The organism is Serratia sp. CY83965, from assembly GCF_052166375.1.
GTDB lineage: Bacteria > Pseudomonadota > Gammaproteobacteria > Enterobacterales > Enterobacteriaceae > Serratia > Serratia marcescens.
Window position 1 is genome coordinate 319,111 of sequence record NZ_JBJNOV010000010.1, and the last position, 23,124, is coordinate 342,234.

21 protein-coding genes are annotated in these 23,124 nt (G+C 60.0%); 8 read left to right on the top strand and 13 right to left on the bottom strand.

Features of this window, described 5'->3' with window-relative positions; translation table 11 throughout:
* Positions 1 to 358 precede the first annotated feature (358 nt).
* Entirely contained in the window at positions 359 to 4,294 is a 3,936-nt protein-coding gene (locus tag ACJ8PL_RS19365; RefSeq protein WP_442531330.1) for a non-ribosomal peptide synthetase, read from the top strand.
* 41 nt (positions 4,295 to 4,335) lie between these two features.
* Here ACJ8PL_RS19365 and ACJ8PL_RS19370 read toward each other — a convergent pair whose 3' ends face one another.
* Together ACJ8PL_RS19370 and ACJ8PL_RS19375 are read right to left on the bottom strand one after the other, a co-directional pair.
* A complete protein-coding gene (locus ACJ8PL_RS19370; RefSeq protein WP_004936833.1) occupies positions 4,336 to 5,025 on the bottom strand; it encodes an LrgB family protein in 690 nt (229 codons plus the stop codon).
* Positions 5,018 to 5,440, bottom strand: coding sequence for a CidA/LrgA family protein (locus tag ACJ8PL_RS19375; protein ID WP_028127545.1), 423 nt, complete (start codon positions 5,438 to 5,440; stop codon positions 5,018 to 5,020). The genes ACJ8PL_RS19370 and ACJ8PL_RS19375 overlap by 8 nt, the downstream gene beginning before the upstream one ends.
* A gap of 140 nt (positions 5,441 to 5,580) precedes the next feature.
* Here ACJ8PL_RS19375 and ACJ8PL_RS19380 point away from each other — a divergent pair, with 140 nt between their 5' ends.
* Positions 5,581 to 6,468 carry a LysR family transcriptional regulator gene (locus tag ACJ8PL_RS19380; protein WP_016930254.1) on the top strand — a complete coding sequence of 296 codons (888 nt, stop codon included), beginning with the start codon at positions 5,581 to 5,583 and terminating at the stop codon, positions 6,466 to 6,468.
* 75 nt (positions 6,469 to 6,543) lie between these two features.
* Here the strand turns inward: ACJ8PL_RS19380 and ACJ8PL_RS19385 are convergent, their stop codons facing one another.
* The 5 genes from ACJ8PL_RS19385 to ACJ8PL_RS19405 form a co-directional block, all read right to left on the bottom strand.
* Positions 6,544 to 8,193: a Na+/H+ antiporter gene (locus ACJ8PL_RS19385; RefSeq protein ID WP_016930255.1), complete on the bottom strand. Its 1,650-nt coding sequence runs from the start codon at positions 8,191 to 8,193 to the stop codon at positions 6,544 to 6,546.
* 197 nt (positions 8,194 to 8,390) lie between these two features.
* On the bottom strand, positions 8,391 to 9,752 hold the full coding sequence (locus ACJ8PL_RS19390) for an NCS2 family permease (protein WP_004936819.1): 1,362 nt from the start codon (positions 9,750 to 9,752) through the stop codon (positions 8,391 to 8,393).
* Positions 9,753 to 10,084: 332 nt separating this feature from the next.
* Positions 10,085 to 10,492: a VOC family protein gene (locus tag ACJ8PL_RS19395; protein WP_016930256.1), complete on the bottom strand. Its 408-nt coding sequence runs from the start codon at positions 10,490 to 10,492 to the stop codon at positions 10,085 to 10,087.
* 47 nt (positions 10,493 to 10,539) lie between these two features.
* Entirely contained in the window at positions 10,540 to 11,208 is a 669-nt protein-coding gene (locus ACJ8PL_RS19400; RefSeq protein ID WP_016930257.1) for a glutathione S-transferase family protein, read from the bottom strand.
* Positions 11,205 to 11,648 carry a lipocalin-like domain-containing protein gene (locus ACJ8PL_RS19405; protein ID WP_033639278.1) on the bottom strand — a complete coding sequence of 148 codons (444 nt, stop codon included), beginning with the start codon at positions 11,646 to 11,648 and terminating at the stop codon, positions 11,205 to 11,207. Before ACJ8PL_RS19405 ends, ACJ8PL_RS19400 begins: the two co-directional genes overlap by 4 nt.
* A 195-nt stretch (positions 11,649 to 11,843) precedes the next feature.
* Between ACJ8PL_RS19405 and bhsA the strand changes: the two genes are divergently transcribed.
* From bhsA to ACJ8PL_RS19425, 4 genes are all read left to right on the top strand, one after another.
* Complete coding sequence (bhsA, locus tag ACJ8PL_RS19410) at positions 11,844 to 12,104, top strand: multiple stress resistance protein BhsA (RefSeq protein WP_033639277.1); 261 nt, start codon at positions 11,844 to 11,846, stop codon at positions 12,102 to 12,104.
* Positions 12,105 to 12,253: 149 nt separating this feature from the next.
* Positions 12,254 to 13,003 (top strand): 3-oxoacyl-ACP reductase family protein, encoded by a 750-nt coding sequence (locus ACJ8PL_RS19415; RefSeq protein WP_016930260.1) that lies wholly within the window; start codon positions 12,254 to 12,256, stop codon positions 13,001 to 13,003.
* 231 nt (positions 13,004 to 13,234) lie between these two features.
* The gene (locus ACJ8PL_RS19420) at positions 13,235 to 13,447 is read left to right on the top strand and encodes a DUF1471 domain-containing protein (RefSeq protein ID WP_004936800.1); all 213 of its coding nucleotides are present in this window, start codon (positions 13,235 to 13,237) and stop codon (positions 13,445 to 13,447) included.
* Between the two features lie 220 nt (positions 13,448 to 13,667).
* The gene (locus ACJ8PL_RS19425) at positions 13,668 to 14,624 is read left to right on the top strand and encodes a cyclase family protein (RefSeq protein ID WP_015379212.1); all 957 of its coding nucleotides are present in this window, start codon (positions 13,668 to 13,670) and stop codon (positions 14,622 to 14,624) included.
* A gap of 86 nt (positions 14,625 to 14,710) precedes the next feature.
* On the opposite strand, the gene ssb1 is transcribed toward ACJ8PL_RS19425, so the two are convergent.
* Positions 14,711 to 15,241 carry a single-stranded DNA-binding protein SSB1 gene (ssb1, locus tag ACJ8PL_RS19430; RefSeq protein WP_004936793.1) on the bottom strand — a complete coding sequence of 177 codons (531 nt, stop codon included), beginning with the start codon at positions 15,239 to 15,241 and terminating at the stop codon, positions 14,711 to 14,713.
* A 277-nt stretch (positions 15,242 to 15,518) separates the two neighbouring features.
* On the opposite strand from ssb1, the gene uvrA reads away from it, so the two are divergent.
* Positions 15,519 to 18,347, top strand: coding sequence for an excinuclease ABC subunit UvrA (gene uvrA / locus ACJ8PL_RS19435; RefSeq protein ID WP_015379213.1), 2,829 nt, complete (start codon positions 15,519 to 15,521; stop codon positions 18,345 to 18,347).
* 229 nt (positions 18,348 to 18,576) lie between these two features.
* Positions 18,577 to 19,629, top strand: coding sequence for an NAD(P)-dependent alcohol dehydrogenase (locus ACJ8PL_RS19440; protein WP_016930261.1), 1,053 nt, complete (start codon positions 18,577 to 18,579; stop codon positions 19,627 to 19,629).
* Between the two features lie 20 nt (positions 19,630 to 19,649).
* Here ACJ8PL_RS19440 and maa read toward each other — a convergent pair whose 3' ends face one another.
* The 5 genes from maa to ACJ8PL_RS19465 form a co-directional block, all read right to left on the bottom strand.
* A complete protein-coding gene (gene maa / locus ACJ8PL_RS19445) occupies positions 19,650 to 20,207 on the bottom strand; it encodes a maltose O-acetyltransferase (protein ID WP_049299927.1) in 558 nt (185 codons plus the stop codon).
* Positions 20,208 to 20,356: 149 nt separating this feature from the next.
* Positions 20,357 to 20,710 (bottom strand): MmcQ/YjbR family DNA-binding protein, encoded by a 354-nt coding sequence (locus tag ACJ8PL_RS19450; protein WP_016930263.1) that lies wholly within the window; start codon positions 20,708 to 20,710, stop codon positions 20,357 to 20,359.
* A gap of 4 nt (positions 20,711 to 20,714) precedes the next feature.
* Positions 20,715 to 21,131 carry a secondary thiamine-phosphate synthase enzyme YjbQ gene (locus ACJ8PL_RS19455; protein ID WP_016930264.1) on the bottom strand — a complete coding sequence of 139 codons (417 nt, stop codon included), beginning with the start codon at positions 21,129 to 21,131 and terminating at the stop codon, positions 20,715 to 20,717.
* A gap of 125 nt (positions 21,132 to 21,256) precedes the next feature.
* Positions 21,257 to 22,450, bottom strand: a complete 1,194-nt coding sequence (locus ACJ8PL_RS19460; protein WP_016930265.1) for an amino acid aminotransferase — start codon at positions 22,448 to 22,450, stop codon at positions 21,257 to 21,259.
* Positions 22,451 to 22,532: 82 nt separating this feature from the next.
* Complete coding sequence (locus ACJ8PL_RS19465; protein WP_016930266.1) at positions 22,533 to 23,000, bottom strand: Lrp/AsnC family transcriptional regulator; 468 nt, start codon at positions 22,998 to 23,000, stop codon at positions 22,533 to 22,535.
* Positions 23,001 to 23,124: the final 124 nt, after the last annotated feature.

The following is a 23,124-nucleotide window of genomic DNA, read 5'->3' on the forward strand; positions in this document are numbered from 1 at the left end:
CTTAGATACCACTCCGTTATCGCTCACGATCCGCCTCAGCTCCGCCTCTTTTTATCAAAAATAAAAAACACAAACAAAACATAGCATTACACCATCACACCTGCTGATGACACGCAGGGAAACCAGTCAATCGCGATTAACACGCCACAAAAGCAATGACAAAAAATTAGTTTAAAAATAAATAAAATATAAATCATTAATCATGAAAACATTGAATTAATTATAATTAAACAAAACTATTAAAAATATTTAATGTGAAAACAGGCCAACTTAATAATCACCTTTTATAATGTTCGAGTGCTTGGCTGCGACTCACTTTATTTAATTCGATTCATTCCTTATTTGTGGAGGTGGTTCCGTGTCCGCTTATTCCCTGACGACCGTGCAACAAGCCGTGTGGCTAGACCAATCTTTAAACCCCGATATCCCCTTATATAACGTTGGGTGTTTATGGCGCGTAGAGCGCGAGATTTCGCTACCGCTTTTTCAAGAAGCCATACGGCAAATACAGCAACAACATGATGCGTTGCAAACCACGCTGAAAGAAACGCCGCAAGGCATTACCCAGGAAACCTGCGACCGGGCCTATATCGACCTGCATTACCATGATTTTTCGCAGAGGCAAGATGCCATCAGTCTGGCAGAAACACACCTTCGTTCTCAATTCCTGCAGCCTTATTCACTGTATGATGGCCTGCTTTGGCGCTGCCACCTGGCCAAAGTCAGCGGATCCAGCACGCTATGGCTGCTTGCTTCCCATCATCTGATTGCGGACGGCACCTCAATTTCCCTGCTGAGCAAAATGATCATGGAGCGCTATAAACAATTAAAAGCAGGGATAAAAAACGAAGCCCCCCGCTCGCGTTACCAAGACTTCGTCATCAGCGATCGCGCCTATCAGCAGTCTCCACGCTACGAGCGCGATCGTGATTTCTGGTTGAAGCGTTTCATCGACGCGCCCCCCTCCATGCTGGAACGCCGCCAAAATCACTGTGAGCAACAAACCTACCCCAGCCATCAGATAATCAAACGGTTGCCACGCGAGCGTTTCCTTCAGTTGGAACAATACGCCGCCGCACAGGGCGGTTCTGCCATGCATTTTTTTAGCGCTTTGCTGGCCACCTGGTTCGGCCGGATTTGGCAAACCGATCAATTCACGCTGGGCGTGCCGGTACATAACCGCAGTACCGCCGAACATAAGCAAACTTTGGGCATGTTTTCCTCGATGATCCCACTGCGCATCACGGTCGATTCACAGCAATCCTTCGGCCACTTACTGCGGCAAATCGGCAGCGAGCTGCGCCAGTGTTATCGTCACCAGCGTTTTCCCATTGCCGAACTCAACCGCCAGTTGAACCTGCATCAGCAGGAGCGGCGCCAGCTGTTCGACATCAGCTTTTCGCTGGAGGTTTTTCCGACCGACATCGAACTGGAGGGCAGCCAGTTCAAGGTTGAAAACCTGCACCACGGTCAGGAACAGCTGCCCCTCGGCGTCTACCTGCGCCATTACCATCCGGGCGACGACCCGCTGCTGGAGTTCAACTTCAATCAGGCCTGGTTCAGTCAGGAAGACGGTGAACGCATCGCAGCCCGCATACTGCACCTGCTGAATACCCTACTGGACGGCGATCCGGCGCTGCCGCTGGGGCAGTTGCCGCTGCTGTTGCCGCAGGAAAGACAGCAAATCTTCCATCAATGGAATGAAACCCGACAAACATGGGCAGACATGCCGCAAGGCGTACATCAATTCCTGGAACGGCAGGCCGCGCTGACGCCAGAAGCGCCGGCGCTGTGCTACGAAGACCACGAGATCAGTTATCAACAGCTGAATCAGCGGGCGAATCGATTGGCTGCCTTTCTCAGGCTGCAGGGATTACAGCCTGACGATCGCATCGCGGTATGCGTCAACCGCAGCCCGGATATGGTGATTGCCCTGTACGCCATCCTGAAGGCGGGCGCCGCCTATGTACCGCTCGATCCCGACTATCCGCAAGACCGTCTGCGCCACATGCTGCAAGATTGCGGCGCCAGATTCGTTCTGGTCGACAATGGCGGCGAACACGCGCTGCACCCGCTGCGCGATATCGCCGTGCCGCGATTGCATCTTCAGCGTGAGAGTCATCTGTGGCGGCAAGCGCCGGATGGCAACCCGCCGCCGCTGGCCGCCGATCCACAGCGCAGCCTGGCTTATGTGATTTACACCTCCGGCTCGACGGGGAAACCCAAAGGGGTGATGAACGAACACCGCGGGGTGATCAACCGACTACTGTGGATGCAAAAGGCTTATACACTGACGCCGGATGATGTCGTGCTGCAGAAAACGCCGTTCAGCTTCGACGTCTCTGTGTGGGAGTTTTTCTGGCCGATGATGGTTGGCGCCCGGCTGGCCATCGCCAAACCGGGCGGTCACCAGGAACCGGATTATCTCAGCGCCTGCATCGCACAACATGGCGTCACCACACTGCATTTCGTCCCCTCTATGCTGCAACTGTTTCTGCGCCACGGCGATATGGCGCAGTGCGCCTCCCTGAAACGCATCGTGTGCAGCGGCGAGGCGTTGCCGCTCGCTACGGTACAACGTTGCCTGCAGCAGTTGCCGCAGGCGGAACTGCACAATCTCTACGGTCCGACGGAAGCCGCCGTAGACGTTTCCAGTTGGCAATGCCTGCCCGATGATCCTCGCCCACTGGTACCGATCGGTAAACCGATCGCCAATACCCAGCTCCATATTCTGGATGACCAACTGCAACCGTTACCGCCTGGTATCGCCGGCGAATTGCATATCGGTGGTATTCAGGTTGCCCGTGGTTATCTGAACCGCGCGGCGCTGAGCGCCGAGCGATTTATCGCCGACCCTTTCAGCGCCGAGCCGCAGGCTCGCCTGTATAAAACCGGCGATCTGGCCCGCTGGCTGCCGGATGGCAACATTGAGTATCTGGGCAGAAACGATTTCCAGGTCAAAATCCACGGCCTGCGCATTGAATTAGGTGAGATAGAGCAACAGCTCAGACAGTGTTCAGGGGTTGAAGACGCGGCCATTCTGGCGCGGGAAGACGAAAGCGGCGGCAAGCGCCTGGTCGCCTATGTCATCGCCCCAGAGCAAACGGCCGCCGCCGAATGGCGTCGGCAATTGCAGCAACACCTGCCGGACTTTATGGTGCCGTCCTGTTTTATCCGGCTGGATGCTTTTCCGCTGTCGCCCAACGGCAAGCTGGATCGCAAAGCGTTACCGGCACCGGCCAACATGCAGGAAACCGCTGCTTATGAAGCCCCACAAGGCGAGCTGGAACAGCAGTTGGCCGAACTGTGGAGCGAACTGCTGGGCACAACGCGCATTGGCCGCGACGATGATTTCTTCGCGCTGGGCGGCCATTCGCTGCACGCCATTCAACTGCTGGTTAAACTGAAGCGACACGGGCATTCGTTAGGCATTAAAACGCTGTTTGCTCACTCGACGCTGCGCGGCCAGGCCCGTATCCTCACCGACGGCGTGCCCGCAACGGCTCCAGCCACCTCCGAACCCCTGCAGCAGCTGTTGACGCGTCTGAATCAGGCCAGTTTTACCTTTAAACAGGTAGAGCGCCTGAACCACGCCATCACCCCCGACAGCGTTTGGATGATCCATCCCGCCGTCACCGGTTGCGATGTTTATCGCGATCTGGCGAACTATTTAGAAAAAGATTTCAATGTGTTAGGCATCAACAATTATAACCTGTTCCAACAGCCGCACATCACTTCGCTACGCGAGCTGGCGGCGTATTATCTCGGTCATATGCGGCTGTCGCCGGCGCGCCCCGTCCGTCTGTTGGGTTGGTCGCTAGGGGGCCTGATCGCGCTGGAGATGGCAGCTCAACTGGAAAGCCAAGGCTATCGCGATATCCAACTGTTCCTGCTTGATACCTTCTACCGAACCCCATTCCAGATCCGCAGCGAGCCGGGCATGCTGGCGGCGATGCTGGCCATGCTGGGTATTGACGGCGAGGCCGCCGACCGGGCATTAAAGGCCGAGCCGACGGAGCTGGCATTGGCGAAACAAACGCTCAGCACACCGTTGCAACATGCACGCATCACGCTGTTCAAGGCGACCGAAGATGCAAATCTGAATATCACCGGCCTGGGCGATGAGCGGGAGCTGCTGGCGATTGCCGACAATGGCCTGTCGGCAATCTGCCAACATCTGCAGGTGCATCCGTTGCCCTGCAATCATCACTCTATTATCTTCAGCCACGAGGAGATAGGACGCGCCTTGCGCCAGTCATCGCGCACGCCGGCGATGCTCGGCAACCTTCCTTGACGCTCTACGGTCTGCGGCGCCGTTCGCCGCAGACCGCCTCCTTACCACATCAGCCGGCCGATCAGTGGCGCGGCCACCACCGTGATAATGCCGGCCAACATCATCACCAGGCTCGACACTACGCCCTCCTGTGGCCCCAGTTCATAGGCGCGGGCGGTGCCGGCGCCGTGCGACGATGCGCCAAATCCGGCCCCTTTCGCCAGGCGGCTGCGTACCGCCAGCCGCAGAAACAGAATGTCGCCCACCGCCATGCCGAACACCCCGGTGATCACCACGAACAGCGCCACCAGGTCCGGCTGGCCGCCCATCTGCTTGGCGGCCTCCAGCGCAAACGGCGTGGTGATCGACCGCACCGCCAGGCTGCGCTGCACCTCTTCCGGCAGCGTCAGCAGGCGCGCCAGCCACACCGAGCTGTACACCGCCACCAGCACCGCCGTCGTCACCCCGGCGGTCAGCGACAGCCAGTGGCGACGAATGATATGCAGGTTCTCGTACACCGGCACCGCGAAGGCGATGGTCGCCGGCCCCAGCAGCCACAGCAGCCAGTGGGTTTCACCGATGTAGTCCTGATAGGAGATGTGGGTGACCACCAGCAGCAACACCAGAATCATCGGCGTCAGCACCAGCGGCATCAGCAGCAACGTGCGGCGGCGGCGATAGAGTTTCTTGTTGGCGAAATAGAGCGCCAGCGTCGCCAGAAAACAGGCCAGGCTAAGGATAAAATCATTCATGGCGCTGCTTCCGCCGCTGCAGCCAAATCTCCAGCCGATACACCCTGTCCACCACCAGCCCGGTGGCGCCCAGCGTCAGCATGGTGCTGATCGCGATCACCAGAAAGATCTTCCAGCCCTCGACCATCAGCAGCTGGGCATAGTTGACCACCGCCACCACCGCCGGCACGAAAAACAGCAGCATTTCCGCCAGCAGCCAGCGGGAGCCGGCCTTGACCCAGCTGAGCGGCAGAATGCGCAGCAGGATCAGCGCCAGCAGCATCAGCATGCCGACGATATTGGCGGGGAGCGGCAGGTGGAATTGTTGCACCAGACGATCGGCGATCAGGAACAGCGCCGCATACAACGCCACCTGGATCGGTACCTGCAAACGGGTCAGCAGGGAGGGGGCAACGCGGCGTAACGCCAGAGACATGAAAGATGACCTCGAACAATAAATTGACGGCCTACAGTATACGCAGCCGGGAAACCACGCCTGAAATGAATTAAAATTATCGTCATCATGCCGTCCGGGAATAGTTTCCCGCCGGTAGCGTCCCCAAGGAGAACCCTAACGTGGATGTCCGCACCCTGCGCTACTTCGTTGAAGTGGTGCGCCAGCAAAGCTTCACCCGCGCGGCGGAAAAACTGTTCGTCACCCAGCCCACCATCAGCAAAATGCTGCGGCATCTGGAGGAAGAGCTGGAATGCACGCTGCTGATCCGCGAAGGCCGCAAGCTGCGCCTGACCGACAGCGGCCAGGCGGTGTACCAGCGCGGCCTGACGATCCTCGACGAATTCCGCCAGCTGGAGGCGGAACTGGAAGACATCAGCTCGGTGAAAAAGGGCGTGCTGCGGCTGGGCATTCCGCCAATGGTCGGCAGGCAGATCGCCGATCTGATCCGCCGCTTTCGCCAGACCTACCCCGGCATCGAATTGAAGATTTCCGAACTGGGCGGGCTGTCGGTCGAACAGGCGGTGATGTCCGGCGAACTGGATCTGGCGATGACCGTGTTGCCCTTCGATTCGGCGCAGCCGCTGACCTTTCTGCCGCTGCTGGGCCACCCGATGTGCGTGGTGGCGCCGCGCACGCCGCAGTGGCTCAACCGCACCCGCATCAATATCGCCGAATTGGCCGACAGCCCGATCCTGATTTATAACGAAGACTTTGCGCTGTACAAGATGCTGATGAAGGCGTTTCGCCAGGCCGGTTTTGAACCGCAAATCGCGGTGCGCAGCGGCCAATGGGACTTCCTCGCCTCGATGGTGCAGGCCGGCGTGGGCATCGCCATGCTGCCTGAGCCGGTTTGCCGCTGGCTGGATAAGGAAAACCTGGTCTGGCTGCCGCTGGAGCCGCGCATGGAGTGGAAAATCGGCCTGATCTGGCGCCAGGGTAGCTACCTGTCGCACAGCGCGCAGGCCTGGATCGCCTGCTGCCGCGACTACTGGCCGCCGCTCAAGTAGCCAAAAAAACAAGGGCCGCACAGGCGGCCCTTCAGGACAGAAAAAAGAGGAAAACGTTTATTCCTCTGCTGAGATTTACCCTTCGCGTTCGATCAACAGCGCTTCGAGCAGGTCGAGATCGTGCAGCAGTTTTTGCAGCGTCTCGTTGCTGATTTTCTGCGTGGCGCGCAGGTGGTACAGCTCGCCGCGCTCGGCGCGCAGCGCCGTCAGGCGGAAACGCCGCTCGAGGTTTTCCATCGCCAGCGCATTCTCGATATCGTCTTTCGACGCGATACGCCGCCGCAGCATGCCCGTCACCCGCGAGCTGACCTCTTTCAACACCTGCGGATCGAGGTTTTCTTCGGTATCGGCAACCAGGCGCTCTTCCATTTTATTCACGCTCTCGATCGCCACCTCGGCCGCCATGGCGATCGCCATGCGCTCTTCCTGCTTGCTGGCGCTCTTGTCGGCCACCTGCACGCCGCGCAGCAGCAGCGGCAACGCCAGCACGCCGACGATCAGCGACAGCAGGATCACCCCGGCGGCGATAAACACCAGCTGATAGCGCGCCGGGAAGGCAGTGCCGTCGCTCAACAACAGCGGTATCGACAGCACGCCGGCCAGGGTAATCGCCCCGCGCACCCCGGCGAACGACGCCACCCACAGCTCACGCGTGCTGTAATCGCCGAACTGCAGCGGACGCTTTTTCATAAAGCGGTTGCTGGCCTTCTTCATTATCCACAGCCAGGTAAAACGCAGCACCAGCAGCGCGGCGTAGATGGTGGCCACGTCGGCGAACAGATACCAGGTCTGGATGGTCGGATCCAGCTCCGCCTGCAGGATGGAGGTTTCAAGAATGCCCGGCAGCTGCAGGCCCAACATGATGAACACCATGCCGTTGAACACGAACTCCAGCATCGCCCACACGCTGTTGGCGCGCAGGCGCATCGCCAGCGGCGCGTTGCGGATCACGCCGGACTGGCTGATGGTCATCCCCGCCGCCACCGCCGCCAGGATGCCGGAGACGCCGATATGTTCGGCGATCAGATAAGAAGCGAACGGCAGCAGCAGCAGGAACACGATCTGGGTCGCCGGGTCGTCGCCGCTCCAGCGGCTCATCACCCGCAGCGATTTACTGTAGGTCCAGGTGACCGCCACGCCGGCCAGCAGGCCGCCGATCGCCACTTTGAGGAATTCAAGGGTCGCGCCGCCCACGGTGAACACCATAGTGCCCATCGCCACCGCGATGGCGAACTTGAGCGACACCAGGCCGGACGCGTCGTTCATCAGCGCCTCGCCCTCGAGCACGCCCATGATCGGCTTGGGAATGCGCCCTTTGCCGACGATGCCGGACAGCGCCACGGCATCCGTCGGCGACAGCACCGCCGCCAGCGCGAAGGCCGCCACCAGCGGAATGCCCGGCACCATGGCGTAGATCAGATAACCGACGCCGACCACGGTGATCAGCACCAGCACCAGCGCCAGGCCGAGAATTTCACGCCCGTGATGCAGGAACTCCCGCGTCGGCGTTTTCCAGCCGTCGGCGAACAGCAGCGGCGGGATGAACAGCACCAGGAACAGTTCGGGATCAAAATCGACGTGCAGCCCGAAATGCGGCCAGGCCAGCAGGGCCCCGATGGCGATTTGCATCAGCGGCAGCGGCACCTGGAACGGCAACATGCGCGTCACCACCCCGGACAGGGAGACCACCAGGATCAAAATGAGGATTGTAAAAAAGATTTCCATGCTTTCCTTAGACTCTACGATTCAGACGACATCGGCTCAGGGCCTGCGTTGGTCACGATAGTAGATCACTTTTTTTACAGCCGTTAAAGCTTGTTGTGCCTTTCAAAACGCGGTGCAGAGCAGAAGAAGACTTATCTTAAGAAGGGAATTGCCGTAACAGGCTCCCCCGCCCGGCGGGCGAGGGAAACCCAAGAGGCTTAAATCGCCCAGCCGCCGGCGTAGAACGCCACCAGCGCCACGGCGATCAGCACGGTGCCGATGTTCAGCTTGCGCCATTCGCCGGAGAAGATGCGGCCGATGACCAGCGAGCTGAAGCCCAGCATGATGCCGGTGACGATGTTGCAGGTCAGCACGATGAACACGGCGCACAGCAGGCCGGCCATCGCGTCGACGAAGTCGTTGAAGTCCAGCTTGGTGACATTGCTCAGCATCAGCAGGCCGACGTACATCAGCGCCGGCGCGGTGGCGTAAACCGGCACCAGATAGGCCAGCGGCGACAGGAACAGGATCAGCAGGAACAGAATGCCGACCACGGTGGCAGTCAGGCCGGTCTTGCCGCCCGCGGCGGTGCCGGCGGCGGACTCGATGTAAACCGCAGCGGGCGCGGCGCCCACCAGGCCGGAGAATATGCTGCTCAGGGAATCCGAGGTCAGCGCCTTGCCGCCGTTGATGATCTGCCCGTCTTTATCCAGCAGATTGGCCTGCCCGGCCACCGCGCGGATGGTGCCGGTGGCGTCGAACACCGCGGTCATCACCAGCGCCAGCACGCTCGGCAACACCACCGGCTGCAATGCGCCCATGATGTCCAGGCTGAAGATCAACGATTTGCCGTCAGCGTCCGCCAGGCTCGGCATGGCGAACAGCCCCTGGTATTTCACCGCCGGGTCGAAGATCAGGCCGATGATGGAAATGGCGATGATCACCAGCAAAATGCCGCCGGGCACGCGCAGTTTCTCCAGGCCGAAGATCACCGCCAGGCCGACCAGCGTCATGACGACCGGGAAAGAGGTGAACGCGCCGAGCGCCACCGGCAAGCCATCCAGCGGGTTCTTCACCACCAGGCCGACGCCGTTGGCGGCGATCAGCAGCAGGAACAGCCCGATGCCGATGCCGGTGCCGTGCGCCACGCCCATCGGCAGGTTGCGCAGGATCCAGGCGCGGATGCCGGTGACCGAGATAATGGTAAACAGCACGCCCATCAGGAACACCGCGCCCAGCGCCACCGGAATGCTGATGTGTTGGCCCAGCACCAGGCTGAAGGCGGTAAAGGCGGTCAACGAGATCGCACAGCCGATGGCCATCGGCAGGTTAGCCCACAGCCCCATCAACAGCGACCCCAGACCGGCCACCAGGCAGGTGGAGACGAACACCGCCGCCGGCGGGAAACCCGCTTTGCCCAGCATGCTCGGCACCACGATCACCGAGTACACCATCGCCAGGAAGGTGGTCAGCCCCGCCACCACCTCCTGACGCACGCTGCTGCCGCGCGCGGAAATTTTAAAATAGCCATCAAGCCCGCCGGTTGGTTTTGCGGCGTGGTTCGCTTGAGAGTTCGACATAGGTTACTTCCCCTGTGTTTCATGAATCGGCCCGTCACAGCAGGCCTGTAATCTCGCCCGCGCCCGATCGCCACGTAATCGTTTACGTCACGTTCCGCATCCTTGCCCTTATGCCACACCGCCAACGGCGATGCGCACCCAGGCAAACGTTTAACTCGCAGCGCGCGGTACGGGTGATTTATGGTGGTTTATTCAAGGCAAACGATTATCCTGCCTTCCCTAGCGTCTAATCAACTAAAGATCGCGGCAATTTATGCAGAAAGCGGCGGGAATGGCGCTCGCGCGATAAAACCGGGACGACGGTCGCCCCGGCGAACGCCGTCATGGCGGGGTTATTGCGTCTGCACCGCAGCGGGATCCATATACATCAATTCCCAGATATGACCGTCCAGATCCTGAAATCCATGGCCGTACATCACGCCGTAGTCCCGCGGCGGGTGGTAGGTGTTGCCGCCGCCGGCGACCGCCTTGCGCACCAGTTCGTCCACCGCCACCCGGCTGGGTTGCGACAGGCACACCAACACTTCGGTGGCCTGATTGGCGTCGCCGATCGGGTTCGGGGTAAACATCCTGAATTTGTCGTGGGTCAGCAGCATCACGTAAATCGTGTCGCTGACCACCATGCATGCGGCGGTATCGTCGGTAAATTGCGGGTTGAAGCTGAAGCCGAGCTGGGTAAAAAACGCCATTGAGGCGGGCAGATCGCGTACGGGCAGGTTAACGAAGATTTGCGTAGCCATGGGCTACCTCCGATGAAGAATGACCCCATCGAGTATAGCCCATCCGCTTAACTCAGCAGGTCGTAAGGGCCGCCCTGCTCCAATGCCCGCTGGTAGGCGGGCCGGGCGTGAATGCGCTGCAGGAAGCCGCGCAGTTTCGGGCAATCATCCAACGCGCCGCGCGCCGCCATCGCCTCCAGCGGGAAGCTCATCTGAATATCCGCTGCGCTGAAGTCGTTGCCAACGAACCAGCTGCCCTTATTCAGGTGCTGTTCGAGGTATTCGCAGTGCGGCGCGATCTGCTTGTCGAGGTATTCCCGCTGCACGCCTTTGCCGATCGCGCCGGCCACCGGCCGCAGCAGCCAGGGGATCGGCGGCTGGCCGAGACGGCTGAACACCAGCTTCATCACCAACAGCGGCATCAGCGATCCTTCGGCGTAGTGCAGCCAGTAGCGGTATTGCTGACGCGCGTGGAAGTCGGTTGGCATAAACATGCCCTGTGCGTCGTAGGCTTCCTGCAAGTATTCGATAATGGCGCCGGATTCCGCCAGCGTCAGATCGCCATCGACGATCACCGGCGATTTGCCCAGCGGGTGGATCTTTTTCAGCGCCGGCGGCGCCAGCATGGTCTGCGGATCGCGCTCGTAGCGCTGCACCTGATAAGGCACGCCCAGCTCTTCCAGAAACCACAGAATGCGCTGCGACCGCGAGTGATTGAGATGATGAACGATGATCATGACGAAGCCCCTGTCCGCTGCCACACCAGTTCGCCAACCTGCACGCCGTTGCCGAGCTGCAGCGGCACCGTGCGCAACGTCAGCCGATCGCCGCTGAAAGCGTAAAAACGCACCTGACGGCTGCCTACCCAGTTGGGGAACGAACAGCCTTCGACCTGATGCACCACCCGCTGCTCGCTTTCTTCCACCTGATAGTGGCCAAAGTAGCAAATCATATTGATGAAGGCGGCGCGGATCTCCCGCTCAGACCCCTGCGCCAAATCGGCGGCGGCGAAACGCGGCCGCACGGCGCTGTAAAGCTGCGCCGCCATCGTGCCGTTGGCCTCATAGTGGATGCGCCCCAACACCTGCTCGCCCAGCGGGTAATTCAGCTCGCCGTTCTGGTTTTTGAACACCGACGACACCAACGCCCAACTGCCGATAAACGCGCTTATCGTCATGACGCTTCTCCGGTTAAGGATCGTCTGTAAAGGGTAGTGGCGATTTTTGCCCCGCGCCAGCGGATGAAGGGCAATCAATTTATTTGACAGAGATACTCAAAACTCTCCGATTTTTTATTCACATCCGGTGCACTAGCATTTAACACATCGAGAGACAACGGGCTCTCACCTAACAAACACTCTGAGGAACGCATCATGAAAAACGTCAAAATTTTTGCTACCGCTGCGCTGCTGGCTACCGCTTCTTTCGCTACCTTCGCCGCTGACCTGCCTTCCAGTCAACCTGCTGCAGACGCCCAGAAGATCGGCGTCGTCACCGTGAGCGGCGCCGCTAACCTGAGCGCGCTGGAAAGCGAACTGGCCAGCAAAGCCGCCGCGTCGGGCGCCAGCTCCTACCGCATCGTCGCCGCCGGTGGTCAGAACAAACTGTACGGCACCGCAGAAATCTTCAACTGATCGTCGGACAGCCAACCGACGGAAGAAAGAAGCCCCGCAAGGGGCTTTTCTCGTTGTGGGCAGGCAAAGCTCTTTGTGAACAGTGGCCGCCGGACATTTCACCGATACTGGGAATAACGCCTTACCCTCACCCACTTTGGAGAAATAACATGACCACAGCACTCCCACTGCAAGGCAAAGTCGCATTCGTTCAGGGCGGTTCCCGCGGCATCGGCGCCGCCATCGTTAAACGCTTGGCGAGCGAGGGCGCCGCCGTCGCCTTTACCTACGCCGCCTCGGCCGATCGCGCCGAAGCGGTGGCGAGCGCCGTGACCGCCGCCGGCGGCAAAGTCCTCGCCATCAAGGCCGACAGCGCCGATGCGGCGGCGCTGCAGCAGGCGGTTCGCCAGGCGGTGAGTCACTTCGGCAACCTGGATATTCTGGTGAACAACGCCGGGGTATTTACGCTGGGCGGCACCGAGGAACTGGCGCTGGACGACCTGGATCGCATGCTGGCGGTCAATGTGCGCAGCGTATTCGTCGCCAGCCAGGAGGCGGCGCGCCACATGAACGACGGCGGCCGAATCATCCACATCGGCAGCACCAACGCCGAGCGCGTGCCGTTCGGCGGCGCGGCGGTGTACGCGATGAGCAAATCGGCGCTGGTCGGGTTGACCAAGGGCATGGCGCGCGATCTCGGCCCACGCGGCATCACCGTCAATAACGTGCAGCCCGGCCCGGTGGATACCGAGATGAACCCGGACGCCGGCGAGTTCGCCGATCAGCTCAAGCAGCTGATGGCGATCGGCCGTTACGGCAAAGATGAAGAGATCGCCGGTTTCGTCGCCTACCTGGCGGGCCCGCAAGCGGGTTATATCACCGGCGCCAGTCTGAGCATCGACGGCGGCTTCTCGGCGTAGCGCTCAAAGCCCCGCAAGGGGCTTTTTTTCATTCGCTCGCCGACGACCGCTCCCCACCTTGCACGGCATATTCGCCTTCAAAGACAATAATAGAATTAGTTTATGCGCAAAAATGGAATAGTTTATTGACGATTCTGTTATTTATTCACCAGGCCGACGTCTTTATCCTTCGCTCCATCGTGTCGTACCGGACACCCTTATTTTTCGAACCTTCGAACACAGGATAAAGATATGAAAACCATGACCACCGTTATTTCACTCGCTCTGTTTTCCATGCTGTCGTTTAACGCCGCGGCAGAAAGCGTGACCGCAACCGGCAGAACGCTGGACTCCACCGAAGCCCTCATCGCTAAAAAAGCGCAAGAGGCCGGCGCAAGCGGCTACAAAATCACCAGCGCCTACATGGGCAATTTCGTCACCATGAGTGCAGAGCTGAAAAAATAATATCAATGACGCCGCTCGCACGGCGTTATTTATTTCCGCATAAGGAAGTCATCGTCGGGTGGTTATTCACCACGCGTTATAAAGCATTACGCTAAAGCACCCGCGTACTAAAAATGAGCCTCTTTCTCCACCGGTTATTATTCGGCGGCCTCACGCCGCCAATTTCCGGGGGCTCATTTTCATTCACCCTGCAATACTCCGTTATAAGGATGAGTCACTGATGAAATCATTGTATCGCCTCTCCCTCTTGCTGCCCTTGCTGGCCGCAGTGCCCGCGCACGCCGCAGAATCCGCCGCGCAGTCGTCAGACTGGTATCCTTCCGTTTACGGCGCAAAAGACGAAATCGGCGCAGCCAACCTGCTCACGCCAGAGGTCGTATTACAGTCTGTGCAGTTGGTAAAACAAGGCAAGACATTGCCATTGGCGGTGCCCGTCGATAAAGATTTCCCGGCGTTCCGCCACCGCAGCTTCCGCTTATATAATATTCAGCCTGGTCAGCAGGACGGTAAAACGCTTGGCCCAAATAAATTCACCTTTAATGATGAATTGGTGAATGCCTGGACCGGCGTCGGCACCCAGTTGAATGGCATTGGCCATATCGGCATCGACAACGTTTATTATAACGGCAATAAGGCGGCGGACTTCGTCACCGTAGATGGCGTGAAAAAATTGGGCGTGGAAAAAGTGCCGCCCATGGTCACACGCGGCGTGGTGCTCGATATGACGGCTTATTATAATAAAGCGATCGTTCCGGGCGGCACCGAATTTTCCGTTGCGGATATTCAAGCGGTGCTTAAAAAGCAGGGCATCAGTTTACGCAAAGGCGACGTTGTCTTGTTCAATACCGGCTGGCTGGAGCTGATTGGCAAAGACAATAAAAAGTTCCTGGAAGTTGAACCGGGCATCGGCATGGAAGCGGCGAAATGGTTGGCCGACCAAGGCATCGTGGCCTTCGGCGGTGATACCTGGGCCTCCGAAGTTTACCCCAACCCGAAAAATGACGAAGAGTTCCCGGTCAACCAGTACCTGCTGGCCAAACGCGGCGTCTATAACCTGGAGCTGATCGACAGCCGCCCACTGGTGCGCACGAAAACCTGGGAATTCCTGTTCGTACTGGGGCAACCGCTGTATGTCGGTTCAACCCAGGTCAACATCAACCCGGTAGCAATTTACTGATTGGCGACACCGCCGCAGAAAATCAGCGGCTAACGAGCACAAAAAACCCCGCCTGAGCGGGGTTTTTTTTTGCGCTGTCGCCAGGCTTAGAACGGAATATCGTCGTCGAAATCCATTGGTGGTTCGTTGCTGGTCGCCGGTGCGCTGTTCTGCGCCGGGCGAGACTGCTGCTGGCCGCCGCTGAACTGGTTGCCGCCCTGTGGCTGCTGAGGCTGGCCCCAACCGCCCTGGCCGCCGGCAGATTGACCTGCCGGTGCGCCGCCGCCCTGACGGCCGCCCAGCATCTGCATGGTGCCGCCGACGTTAACCACGATCTCGGTGGTGTAGCGATCCTGGCCGCTCTGATCCTGCCATTTACGGGTCTGCAGGGAGCCTTCGATGTAGACCTGAGAGCCTTTACGCAGGTATTCGCCCGCCACTTCGGCCAGTTTGCCGAACAGCACGACGCGGTGCCATTCGGTCTTCTCTTTCTGTTCGCCGGTCGCCTTGTCACGCCAGCTTTCGGAGGTCGCCAGGGTAATGTTGGCCACTGCGCCGCCGTTCGGCATGTAACGGACTTCTGGATCCTGACCCAGATTCCCGACCAGAATTACTTTGTTTACGCCTCTGCTGGCCATGAGCACTTCTCCCGATGATTGATTTCTACACAGTATAAACGCGTCAGTTTACCACGCTGAGTGCGAAACCACACCCGTGTTGATAAGTGCGAATTGCATTCCAGAATTGTCTTTTCGATCGGCCTTGTTGCATTCGCATACTGGATATTCATTCAGGTTTTTTTGTGTCATAATTATGCGTTTCGACCAGGCTGTGCCGGTTTTTTGCGAGATCCATCACAAAATCCCCCGCAAAAATCGCGACAGGCGCGGTGTATCATCAAGACGGGAAGTGTAAATGGACAATATCGAAGTTCGTGGTGCTCGAACCCATAATCTGAAAAACATCAACCTGATCATCCCGCGTGACAAACTGATCGTCGTCACCGGCCTGTCCGGTTCCGGCAAGTCTTCGCTGGCTTTCGATACGCTGTACGCCGAAGGGCAGCGGCGCTATGTCGAATCACTCTCCGCCTATGCGCGCCAGTTCCTGTCGCTGATGGAAAAACCGGACGTCGATCATATCGAAGGCCTGTCGCCGGCGATCTCCATCGAGCAGAAATCCACCTCGCACAACCCGCGATCCACGGTCGGCACCATTACCGAGATCCACGACTACCTGCGCCTGCTGTTCGCCCGCGTCGGCGAGCCGCGCTGCCCGGACCACCATGTGCCGCTGGCGGCGCAAACCGTCAGCCAAATGGTCGATAACGTGCTGAGCCAGCCGGAAGGCAAGCGCCTGATGCTGCTGGCGCCGGTGGTGAAAGACCGCAAGGGCGAGCACACCAAAACGTTGGAAAACCTGGCCGCCCAGGGCTATATCCGCGCGCGCATCGACGGCGAAGTGTGCGATCTGTCCGATCCGCCGAAGCTGGAGCTGCAGAAGAAACACACCATCGAAGTGGTGGTCGACCGTTTCAAGGTGCGCGACGACATGGCGCAGCGCCTGGCCGAGTCGTTCGAAACCGCGCTGGAGCTGTCCGGCGGCACCGCGGTGGTGGCGGACATGGACGACGAAAAAGCGGACGAGCTGCTGTTCTCCGCCAACTTCGCCTGCCCGATCTGCGGCTACAGCATGCGCGAGCTGGAACCGCGCCTGTTTTCCTTCAACAACCCGGCCGGCGCCTGCCCGACCTGCGACGGCCTGGGCGTGCAGCAGTTCTTCGATCCGGATCGCGTGGTGCAAAACCCCGAGCTGTCGCTGGCCGGCGGCGCGATCCGCGGCTGGGATCGCCGCAACTTCTACTATTTCCAGATGCTGCGCTCGCTGGCGGAGCACTATGAGTTCGACGTCGAAGCGCCATTCAACACCCTGAGCGCCAACGTGCAGAAGGCGGTGCTGAGCGGCTCCGGCAAAGAGTCGATAGAATTCAAATACATCAACGATCGCGGTGACACCACCGTGCGCCGCCATCCGTTCGAAGGCGTGCTGCACAACATGGAGCGCCGCTATAAAGAGACCGAGTCCAGCGCGGTGCGCGAAGAGCTGGCGAAGTTCATCAGCAACCGCCCTTGCGCCTCGTGCCACGGCACTCGCCTGCGTGAAGAAGCGCGCAACGTGTTCGTCGAAGACACCACGCTGCCGGAGATCTCCGATCTGAGCATCGGCCATGCGATGACCTTCTTCCAGAACATGAAGCTCAGCGGCCAGCGCGCCAAGATCGCCGAGAAAGTGCTGAAAGAGATCGGTGACCGCCTGAAATTCCTGGTGAACGTCGGCCTGAACTACCTGTCACTGTCTCGCTCGGCGGAGACGCTCTCCGGCGGCGAAGCGCAGCGAATCCGTTTGGCCAGCCAGATCGGCGCCGGCCTGGTGGGCGTGATGTACGTGCTGGATGAGCCGTCGATCGGCCTGCACCAGCGCGACAACGAGCGCCTGCTGGAAACGCTGATCCACCTGCGCAACCTCGGCAACACGGTGATCGTGGTGGAGCATGACGAAGACGCCATCCGCGCCGCCGATCACGTGATCGACATCGGCCCCGGCGCCGGCGTACACGGCGGCCAGGTGGTGGCGGAAGGCACCGTCGACGACATCATGGCGCAGCCGGAATCGCTGACCGGCCAGTTCCTCAGCGGCAAGCGCGAGATCGCCATCCCCGCGCAGCGCGTGCAGGCCGATCCGACCAAGGTGCTGAAGCTGAGCGGCGCGCGCGGCAACAACCTGAAAGACGTGACGCTGACGCTGCCGGTCGGTCTGTTTACCTGCATCACCGGCGTTTCCGGTTCCGGCAAATCGACGCTGATCAACGATACGCTGTTCCCGATCGCCCAGCGCCAGCTCAACGGCGCCACCATCGCCGAACCGGCGCCGTTCCGCGAAGTGACCGGCCTGGAGCATTTCGACAAGGTGATCGACATCGATCAGAGCCCGATCGGCCGCACGCCGCGCTCCAACCCGGCCACCTACACCGGCATCTTCACCCCGGTGCGCGAGCTGTTCGCCGGTGTGCCGGAATCGCGCAGCCGCGGTTACACGCCGGGCCGCTTCAGCTTCAACGTCAAGGGCGGGCGCTGTGAAGCCTGCCAGGGCGACGGGGTGATCAAGGTCGAGATGCACTTCCTGCCGGACATCTACGTGCCGTGCGACCAGTGCAAGGGCAAGCGTTATAACCGCGAAACGCTGGAAGTGAAGTACAAGGGCAAGAGCATCCACGAAGTGCTGGAGATGACCATCGAAGAAGCGCGCGATTTCTTCGACGCGGTGCCGGCGCTGGCGCGCAAGCTGCAGACCCTGATGGATGTCGGCCTGTCCTACATCCGCCTCGGCCAGTCGGCCACCACGCTCTCCGGCGGTGAAGCGCAGCGCGTCAAGCTGGCGCGCGAACTGTCGAAGCGCGGCACTGGCCAAACGCTGTATATCCTCGACGAACCGACCACCGGTCTGCACTTCGCCGATATCCAACAGCTGTTGGCGGTGCTGCATCAGTTGCGCGATCAGGGCAATACCATCGTGGTCATCGAGCATAACCTGGATGTGATCAAGACCGCCGACTGGATCGTCGATCTGGGGCCGGAAGGCGGCAGCGGCGGCGGCGAGATCCTGGTCGCCGGCACGCCGGAAACGGTGGCCGATTGTGAGAAATCGCACACCGCACGCTTCCTGAAGCCGCTGTTGAACCAGTAATGCCGCCGGCGTGCGGGCCGTCGCTCAGGCGGTCCGCACGCTGACCCGTTTCCCCGCAATCAAACAGAAACGGGCAAGATTTCGACATTTTCAGGCATTTCCCTCCGCACTCACCGCTTTTATCATCAATGTTCCCTCGGCGGCCGCCCTGTCTGATTCAGGCCGCGTCTCGCCGGCACTTCGCTGCCGGTCAAACGTTGTCCCCCATACATTGATAACTGGAGCGACCATGAACATTACCCATGCCTATGCCGCGCATGACGCGAAGTCTGCGCTGGTGCCTTTCGATTACCAGCCGCGCGCCCTGCGCGACCACGATGTGCAAATTCAGGTGTTGTTCTGCGGCGTCTGCCACTCGGATCTGCACCAGGCGCGCAATGAATGGAGCAATACGATTTACCCGGTGGTGCCGGGCCACGAAATCGTCGGCCGCGTTAGCGCCGTCGGCGACCATGTCTCGCGTTACCGGGTCGGCGATCTGGTCGGCGTCGGTTGCATGGTGGATTCCTGCCGCAGCTGCCCGAGCTGCGATGAGGGGCTGGAACAGTATTGCGAGAACGGCTTTACCGGCACCTATAACGGCCAGGATCGCCACACCGGCGCCGTAACCTACGGCGGCTACTCCACCAATCTGGTGGTGGATCAGGACTTCGTGCTGCGCGTGCCGGAAAACCTCGATCCGGCCGGGGTCGCGCCGCTGCTGTGCGCCGGCATCACCACCTATTCGCCGCTGCGCCAGTGGGGCGCGGGGCCAGGCAAAAAGGTCGGCATCGTCGGCCTCGGCGGGCTGGGGCACATGGGCGTCAAACTGGCGCGGGCGATGGGCGCGCACGTGGTGCTGTTCACCACCTCGCCGTCGAAAATCGAAGACGCCAAGCGCCTCGGCGCCCATGAAGTGGTGATTTCGCGCAACCCGGATGAGATGGCGCAGCACGTTAATAGCTTCGACTTCATCCTCAACACGGTAGCGGCTCAGCACGATCTGAACCCGTTCCTCAACTTGCTGCGCCGCGACGGCACCCTGACGCTGGTCGGCGCGCCGGAGCACGATCATCCGTCGCCGCAGGTGTTCAACCTGATCATGAAGCGCCGCCGCATCGCCGGTTCGCTGATCGGTGGCATCGCGGAAACGCAAGAGATGCTGGACTTCTGCGGCCAACACGGCATCACGTCCGATATCGAGCTGATCCCGATGCAGCAAATTAATGAGGCCTATGAGCGCATGCTGAAAAGCGACGTGAAGTACCGCTTCGTGGTGGATATCGACTCGCTGCGAGCCTGATGACGGCGGCGCCCGTTTTTTTATAGCTGCTTGATGACCCTGGCCGGGTTGCCGCCCACCACGCAGTTGGCCGGCACGTCTTTGGTCACTACCGCGCCGGAGGCCACGACCGCATTATCGCCGATGGTCACCCCCGGATTGATCACCGCGCGCCCGCCGATCCACACATTGTCGCCAATCCTGACAGTCTTACCGAACTCCGCGCCGCCGACGCGGGTCTCGGCGTCCAGCGGATGGGTCGCGGTGTAAATATGCACGCCCGGCGCCAGCAGGCAGTTGTCGCCGATATGCACTTCGCACACGTCGAGGATCACGCAGTCGAAATTGGCGTAGAAGTTCTTGCCGAGATAAATGTTATAGCCGTAGTCGCAGCGGAAGGTCGGCTCGATGGTGCCGCCCTGATAGCCGCCCAGCAGCTCACCCAGCCACTGTTTGCGCAGCTCACCCTCTTCCGGCGAGGAGTGGTTATAGCGATGCGTCAACTGGCGCGCGTGCCGACGTTCGCTGCGCAGCAGGTCGTCGCCGGCGTCGTACAGTTCCCCGGCGATCATCTTGCGCTTTTCTTCGCTCATGGCCATGTCGGCCTCCTTAATCTTATCCGCGTTTCTTGAATGCCCAAGCGTAGCCGCTTTTGCCCGGCGACAAAAAGGGAACGTTCCCAATTTAAAACCGCGATCACGATTTAACACGGGAAAACAGGAGAAAAACGGGGGCCGCCGCCCGGCTATCAGGCGCGCAGTTCCTGGCGCACGTGTTCGGGCAGGCCTTCCACCACCAGCTGATAGGAGCTGTCGATCAGCGTGTAAAACTGCGAGTTCGGCAGGTTGCCGTCGAGAAACACCGTATTCCAGTGCGCCTTGTTCAGGCCGTCGCAGGCGACGATCTCCGGATGGTGTTCACGCAGGCTTTCCGCCAGCTCCGGGCTGGACTTGACCGCCAGCGCCGGCCGCCCTTCGATCTCGCACACCATGGCGAACATCACGTCGCCCACCTTGATCTGGCTGGCCTGCCACTGGTTCTGGTCGCTCTGCTCCGCGCCCGGCTTCGCCATGCAGTACTCCAGCAATGCGCTGTTATTCATTGGGTTATTCCCCCTGTAATGTGGCCACAATACGGCGTGCTCCGCCGTGGATGCGGTGCTCCCCCAGCCAGATGCCCTGCCATGTGCCCAACATCAGCCGCCCATGCCTGACGGGCAGCGTCAAGGAAGCGCCCAGCAGCGAGGATTTGATGTGCGCCGGCATGTCGTCCGGCCCTTCGTAGTCATGCTGATAGGGTGCGTTTTCCGGCACCTGACGCAGGAAATGCTGCTCCATATCTGCTCGCACCGTGGGATCGCAGTTCTCGTTGAGCGTCAGCGAGGCCGAGGTGTGCTGCAGCAACAGATGCAGCAGGCCGGTTTGCAGGCGGTGTAAGTGGGTTAACTGGTTGGTGATCTCGTCGGTAACCAGATGAAAGCCACGCGCTTTTGCGCTGAGGATTAGCGTTTGCTGATGCCACATGAGTGAGCGCCCCTCAATCAGTATATTCTCTCTCCGGTTTGCGGCAACTTCGGCGGCGCGCCGGCAATAAAAAAGGAGCGATATCGCTATCGCTCCCGATGAACGTCCGTTCAGACTAACAGGCGTTACTGCACCGCGGCAAACGCCTCGGCCACCTGACGCACGTTGTTGTGGTTCAGGCCGGCCACGCACATGCGGCCGCTGTGGATCAGGTAGACGCCGAACTCTTCACGCAAGCGATCGACCTGCGCCGCGCTGAAGCCGGTGTAGCTGAACATACCGCGCTGCGCCAACAGGTAGTCAAAGTTGCGCTGCGGCAGCGCGCTCTTCAGGGTGTCCACCAGCGCGTGACGCATTTCGAGAATGCGGGTGCGCATGCTCTCCACTTCGTCCAGCCACTGGGTTTTGAGCTGGGCGTCGTTCAGCACCTTGGCCACCAGCTGCGCGCCGAAGTTTGGCGGGCTTGAGTAGTTGCGGCGCACGGTGGCCTTCAGCTGGCCCAGCACGCGCCCGGCCGCCTCTTCGCTTTCGCACACCACCGACAGGCCGCCGACGCGCTCGCCGTACAGCGAGAAAATCTTCGAGAACGAGTTGCTCACCAGGCACGGCAGGCCGGCCGCCGCGATGGCGCGAATGGCGTAGGCGTCTTGCTCCATGCCGCCGCCGAAGCCCTGATAGGCGATATCGAGGAATGGAATGATTTCACGCTCGGCGATCACCTTGACCACCTCATCCCACTGGGCGGGGGTCAGGTCGGAACCGGTCGGGTTGTGGCAGCACGGGTGCAGCAGCGCGATGCTGTGCTTCGGCAGCTGTTTCAGCGCAGCGAGCATGGCGTCGAACTTCACGCCCAGGCTTTCGCTGTCGAAATACGGGTAGGTATTCACTTTGAAACCGGCGCCGCTGAAGATGGCGACGTGGTTTTCCCAGGTCGGATCGCTGACCCACACCTGCGAATCCGGGAAATAGGTTTTCAGGAAGTCGGCGCCCACTTTCAACGCGCCGGAACCGCCGACGGTCTGAATGGTGGCGATGCGCCCCTGCTGCAGCATCGGGTGCTGCGCGCCGAACAGCAACTGCTGGATAGCGGAACGGTAGGGTTGCAGCCCTTCCATCGGCAGGTATACCGAGGCGCCATGCTCGACGCTGTTCAACTGCGCTTCCGCCGCAGCGACCGCCCGCATCTGCGGAATGATGCCCTGCGCATCGTAGTACAGGCCGATACTCAGGTTCACCTTGTGCGCACGCGGGTCTTGTTTGAATTTTTCCATCAGCGACAGAATGGGATCGCCGGCATAGGCGTCAACGTTCTGGAACACGGGGTTTTTCTCCTGGTTTATTGTGGTTTGGGCACAGCGTTACGTTCCTAATATAGACGGAAAAGCGCATTCGGTTTTAGCTTTATCTCGTCACCGGCAACAAACCGTTTTCCTTGATGCGATTGAGCACCACCGCCGTTTTGATATGCGCCACGCTTTTGTGCGGCGACAGCGTCTGGCTGATGAATTCGCTCAGCGCCGGCAGGTCAGCCACCGCCACTTTCAGCAGGTAATCGGCGTCGCCGGTGGTCTTGTAAGCGTCGAGGATCGCGTCCACGTCCTCCAGCATCTGATGAAAGCTGTCGATCTGCTCCTGCGCGTGCGTGATCAGGCTGACTTCGATCAGCCCCACCAGCCCCAGGCCGACCGCCTCCGGCGCCAGCCGCGCGTGGTAACCGCGGATCAGCTGCGCCTGCTCCAGGCTGATGCGCCGCCGTGAGCACTGGGAAGCGGAAAGCCCCACCAACTCGCTCAGTTCCTGATTGGTCAGACGGCCGTTGGCCTGTAACAGCGTCAGGATTTTCATATCAAAATCGTCAATGTTGTACATAGCCACCTGTAAACTGTGTTAATAAATGTTGACGTTACAGCCTACCAGTTTTTTTACCGTTGCCGACGTCACACCCTGGCGTTTGAATCGCGTACAGCAGCAACGCCCGGCGTTTTCGCCGGTA

What these genes read in the sequence shown, in the direction of transcription:
- ACJ8PL_RS19370 (WP_004936833.1), bottom strand. Translation starts at nt 5,025, where the DNA reads ATGAATGATTTTATCCTTAGCCTGGCCTGTTTTCTGGCGACGCTGGCG.
- ACJ8PL_RS19375 (WP_028127545.1), bottom strand. Translation starts at nt 5,440, where the DNA reads ATGTCTCTGGCGTTACGCCGCGTTGCCCCCTCCCTGCTGACCCGTTTG.
- ACJ8PL_RS19385 (WP_016930255.1), bottom strand. Translation starts at nt 8,193, where the DNA reads ATGGAAATCTTTTTTACAATCCTCATTTTGATCCTGGTGGTCTCCCTG.
- ACJ8PL_RS19390 (WP_004936819.1), bottom strand. Translation starts at nt 9,752, where the DNA reads ATGTCGAACTCTCAAGCGAACCACGCCGCAAAACCAACCGGCGGGCTT.
- ACJ8PL_RS19395 (WP_016930256.1), bottom strand. Translation starts at nt 10,492, where the DNA reads ATGGCTACGCAAATCTTCGTTAACCTGCCCGTACGCGATCTGCCCGCC.
- ACJ8PL_RS19400 (WP_016930257.1), bottom strand. Translation starts at nt 11,208, where the DNA reads ATGATCATCGTTCATCATCTCAATCACTCGCGGTCGCAGCGCATTCTG.
- ACJ8PL_RS19405 (WP_033639278.1), bottom strand. Translation starts at nt 11,648, where the DNA reads ATGACGATAAGCGCGTTTATCGGCAGTTGGGCGTTGGTGTCGTCGGTG.
- bhsA (WP_033639277.1), top strand. Translation starts at nt 11,844, where the DNA reads ATGAAAAACGTCAAAATTTTTGCTACCGCTGCGCTGCTGGCTACCGCT.
- ACJ8PL_RS19415 (WP_016930260.1), top strand. Translation starts at nt 12,254, where the DNA reads ATGACCACAGCACTCCCACTGCAAGGCAAAGTCGCATTCGTTCAGGGC.
- ACJ8PL_RS19420 (WP_004936800.1), top strand. Translation starts at nt 13,235, where the DNA reads ATGAAAACCATGACCACCGTTATTTCACTCGCTCTGTTTTCCATGCTG.
- ACJ8PL_RS19425 (WP_015379212.1), top strand. Translation starts at nt 13,668, where the DNA reads ATGAAATCATTGTATCGCCTCTCCCTCTTGCTGCCCTTGCTGGCCGCA.
- ssb1 (WP_004936793.1), bottom strand. Translation starts at nt 15,241, where the DNA reads ATGGCCAGCAGAGGCGTAAACAAAGTAATTCTGGTCGGGAATCTGGGT.
- uvrA (WP_015379213.1), top strand. Translation starts at nt 15,519, where the DNA reads ATGGACAATATCGAAGTTCGTGGTGCTCGAACCCATAATCTGAAAAAC.
- ACJ8PL_RS19440 (WP_016930261.1), top strand. Translation starts at nt 18,577, where the DNA reads ATGAACATTACCCATGCCTATGCCGCGCATGACGCGAAGTCTGCGCTG.
- maa (WP_049299927.1), bottom strand. Translation starts at nt 20,207, where the DNA reads ATGGCCATGAGCGAAGAAAAGCGCAAGATGATCGCCGGGGAACTGTAC.
- ACJ8PL_RS19450 (WP_016930263.1), bottom strand. Translation starts at nt 20,710, where the DNA reads ATGAATAACAGCGCATTGCTGGAGTACTGCATGGCGAAGCCGGGCGCG.
- ACJ8PL_RS19455 (WP_016930264.1), bottom strand. Translation starts at nt 21,131, where the DNA reads ATGTGGCATCAGCAAACGCTAATCCTCAGCGCAAAAGCGCGTGGCTTT.
- ACJ8PL_RS19465 (WP_016930266.1), bottom strand. Translation starts at nt 23,000, where the DNA reads ATGTACAACATTGACGATTTTGATATGAAAATCCTGACGCTGTTACAG.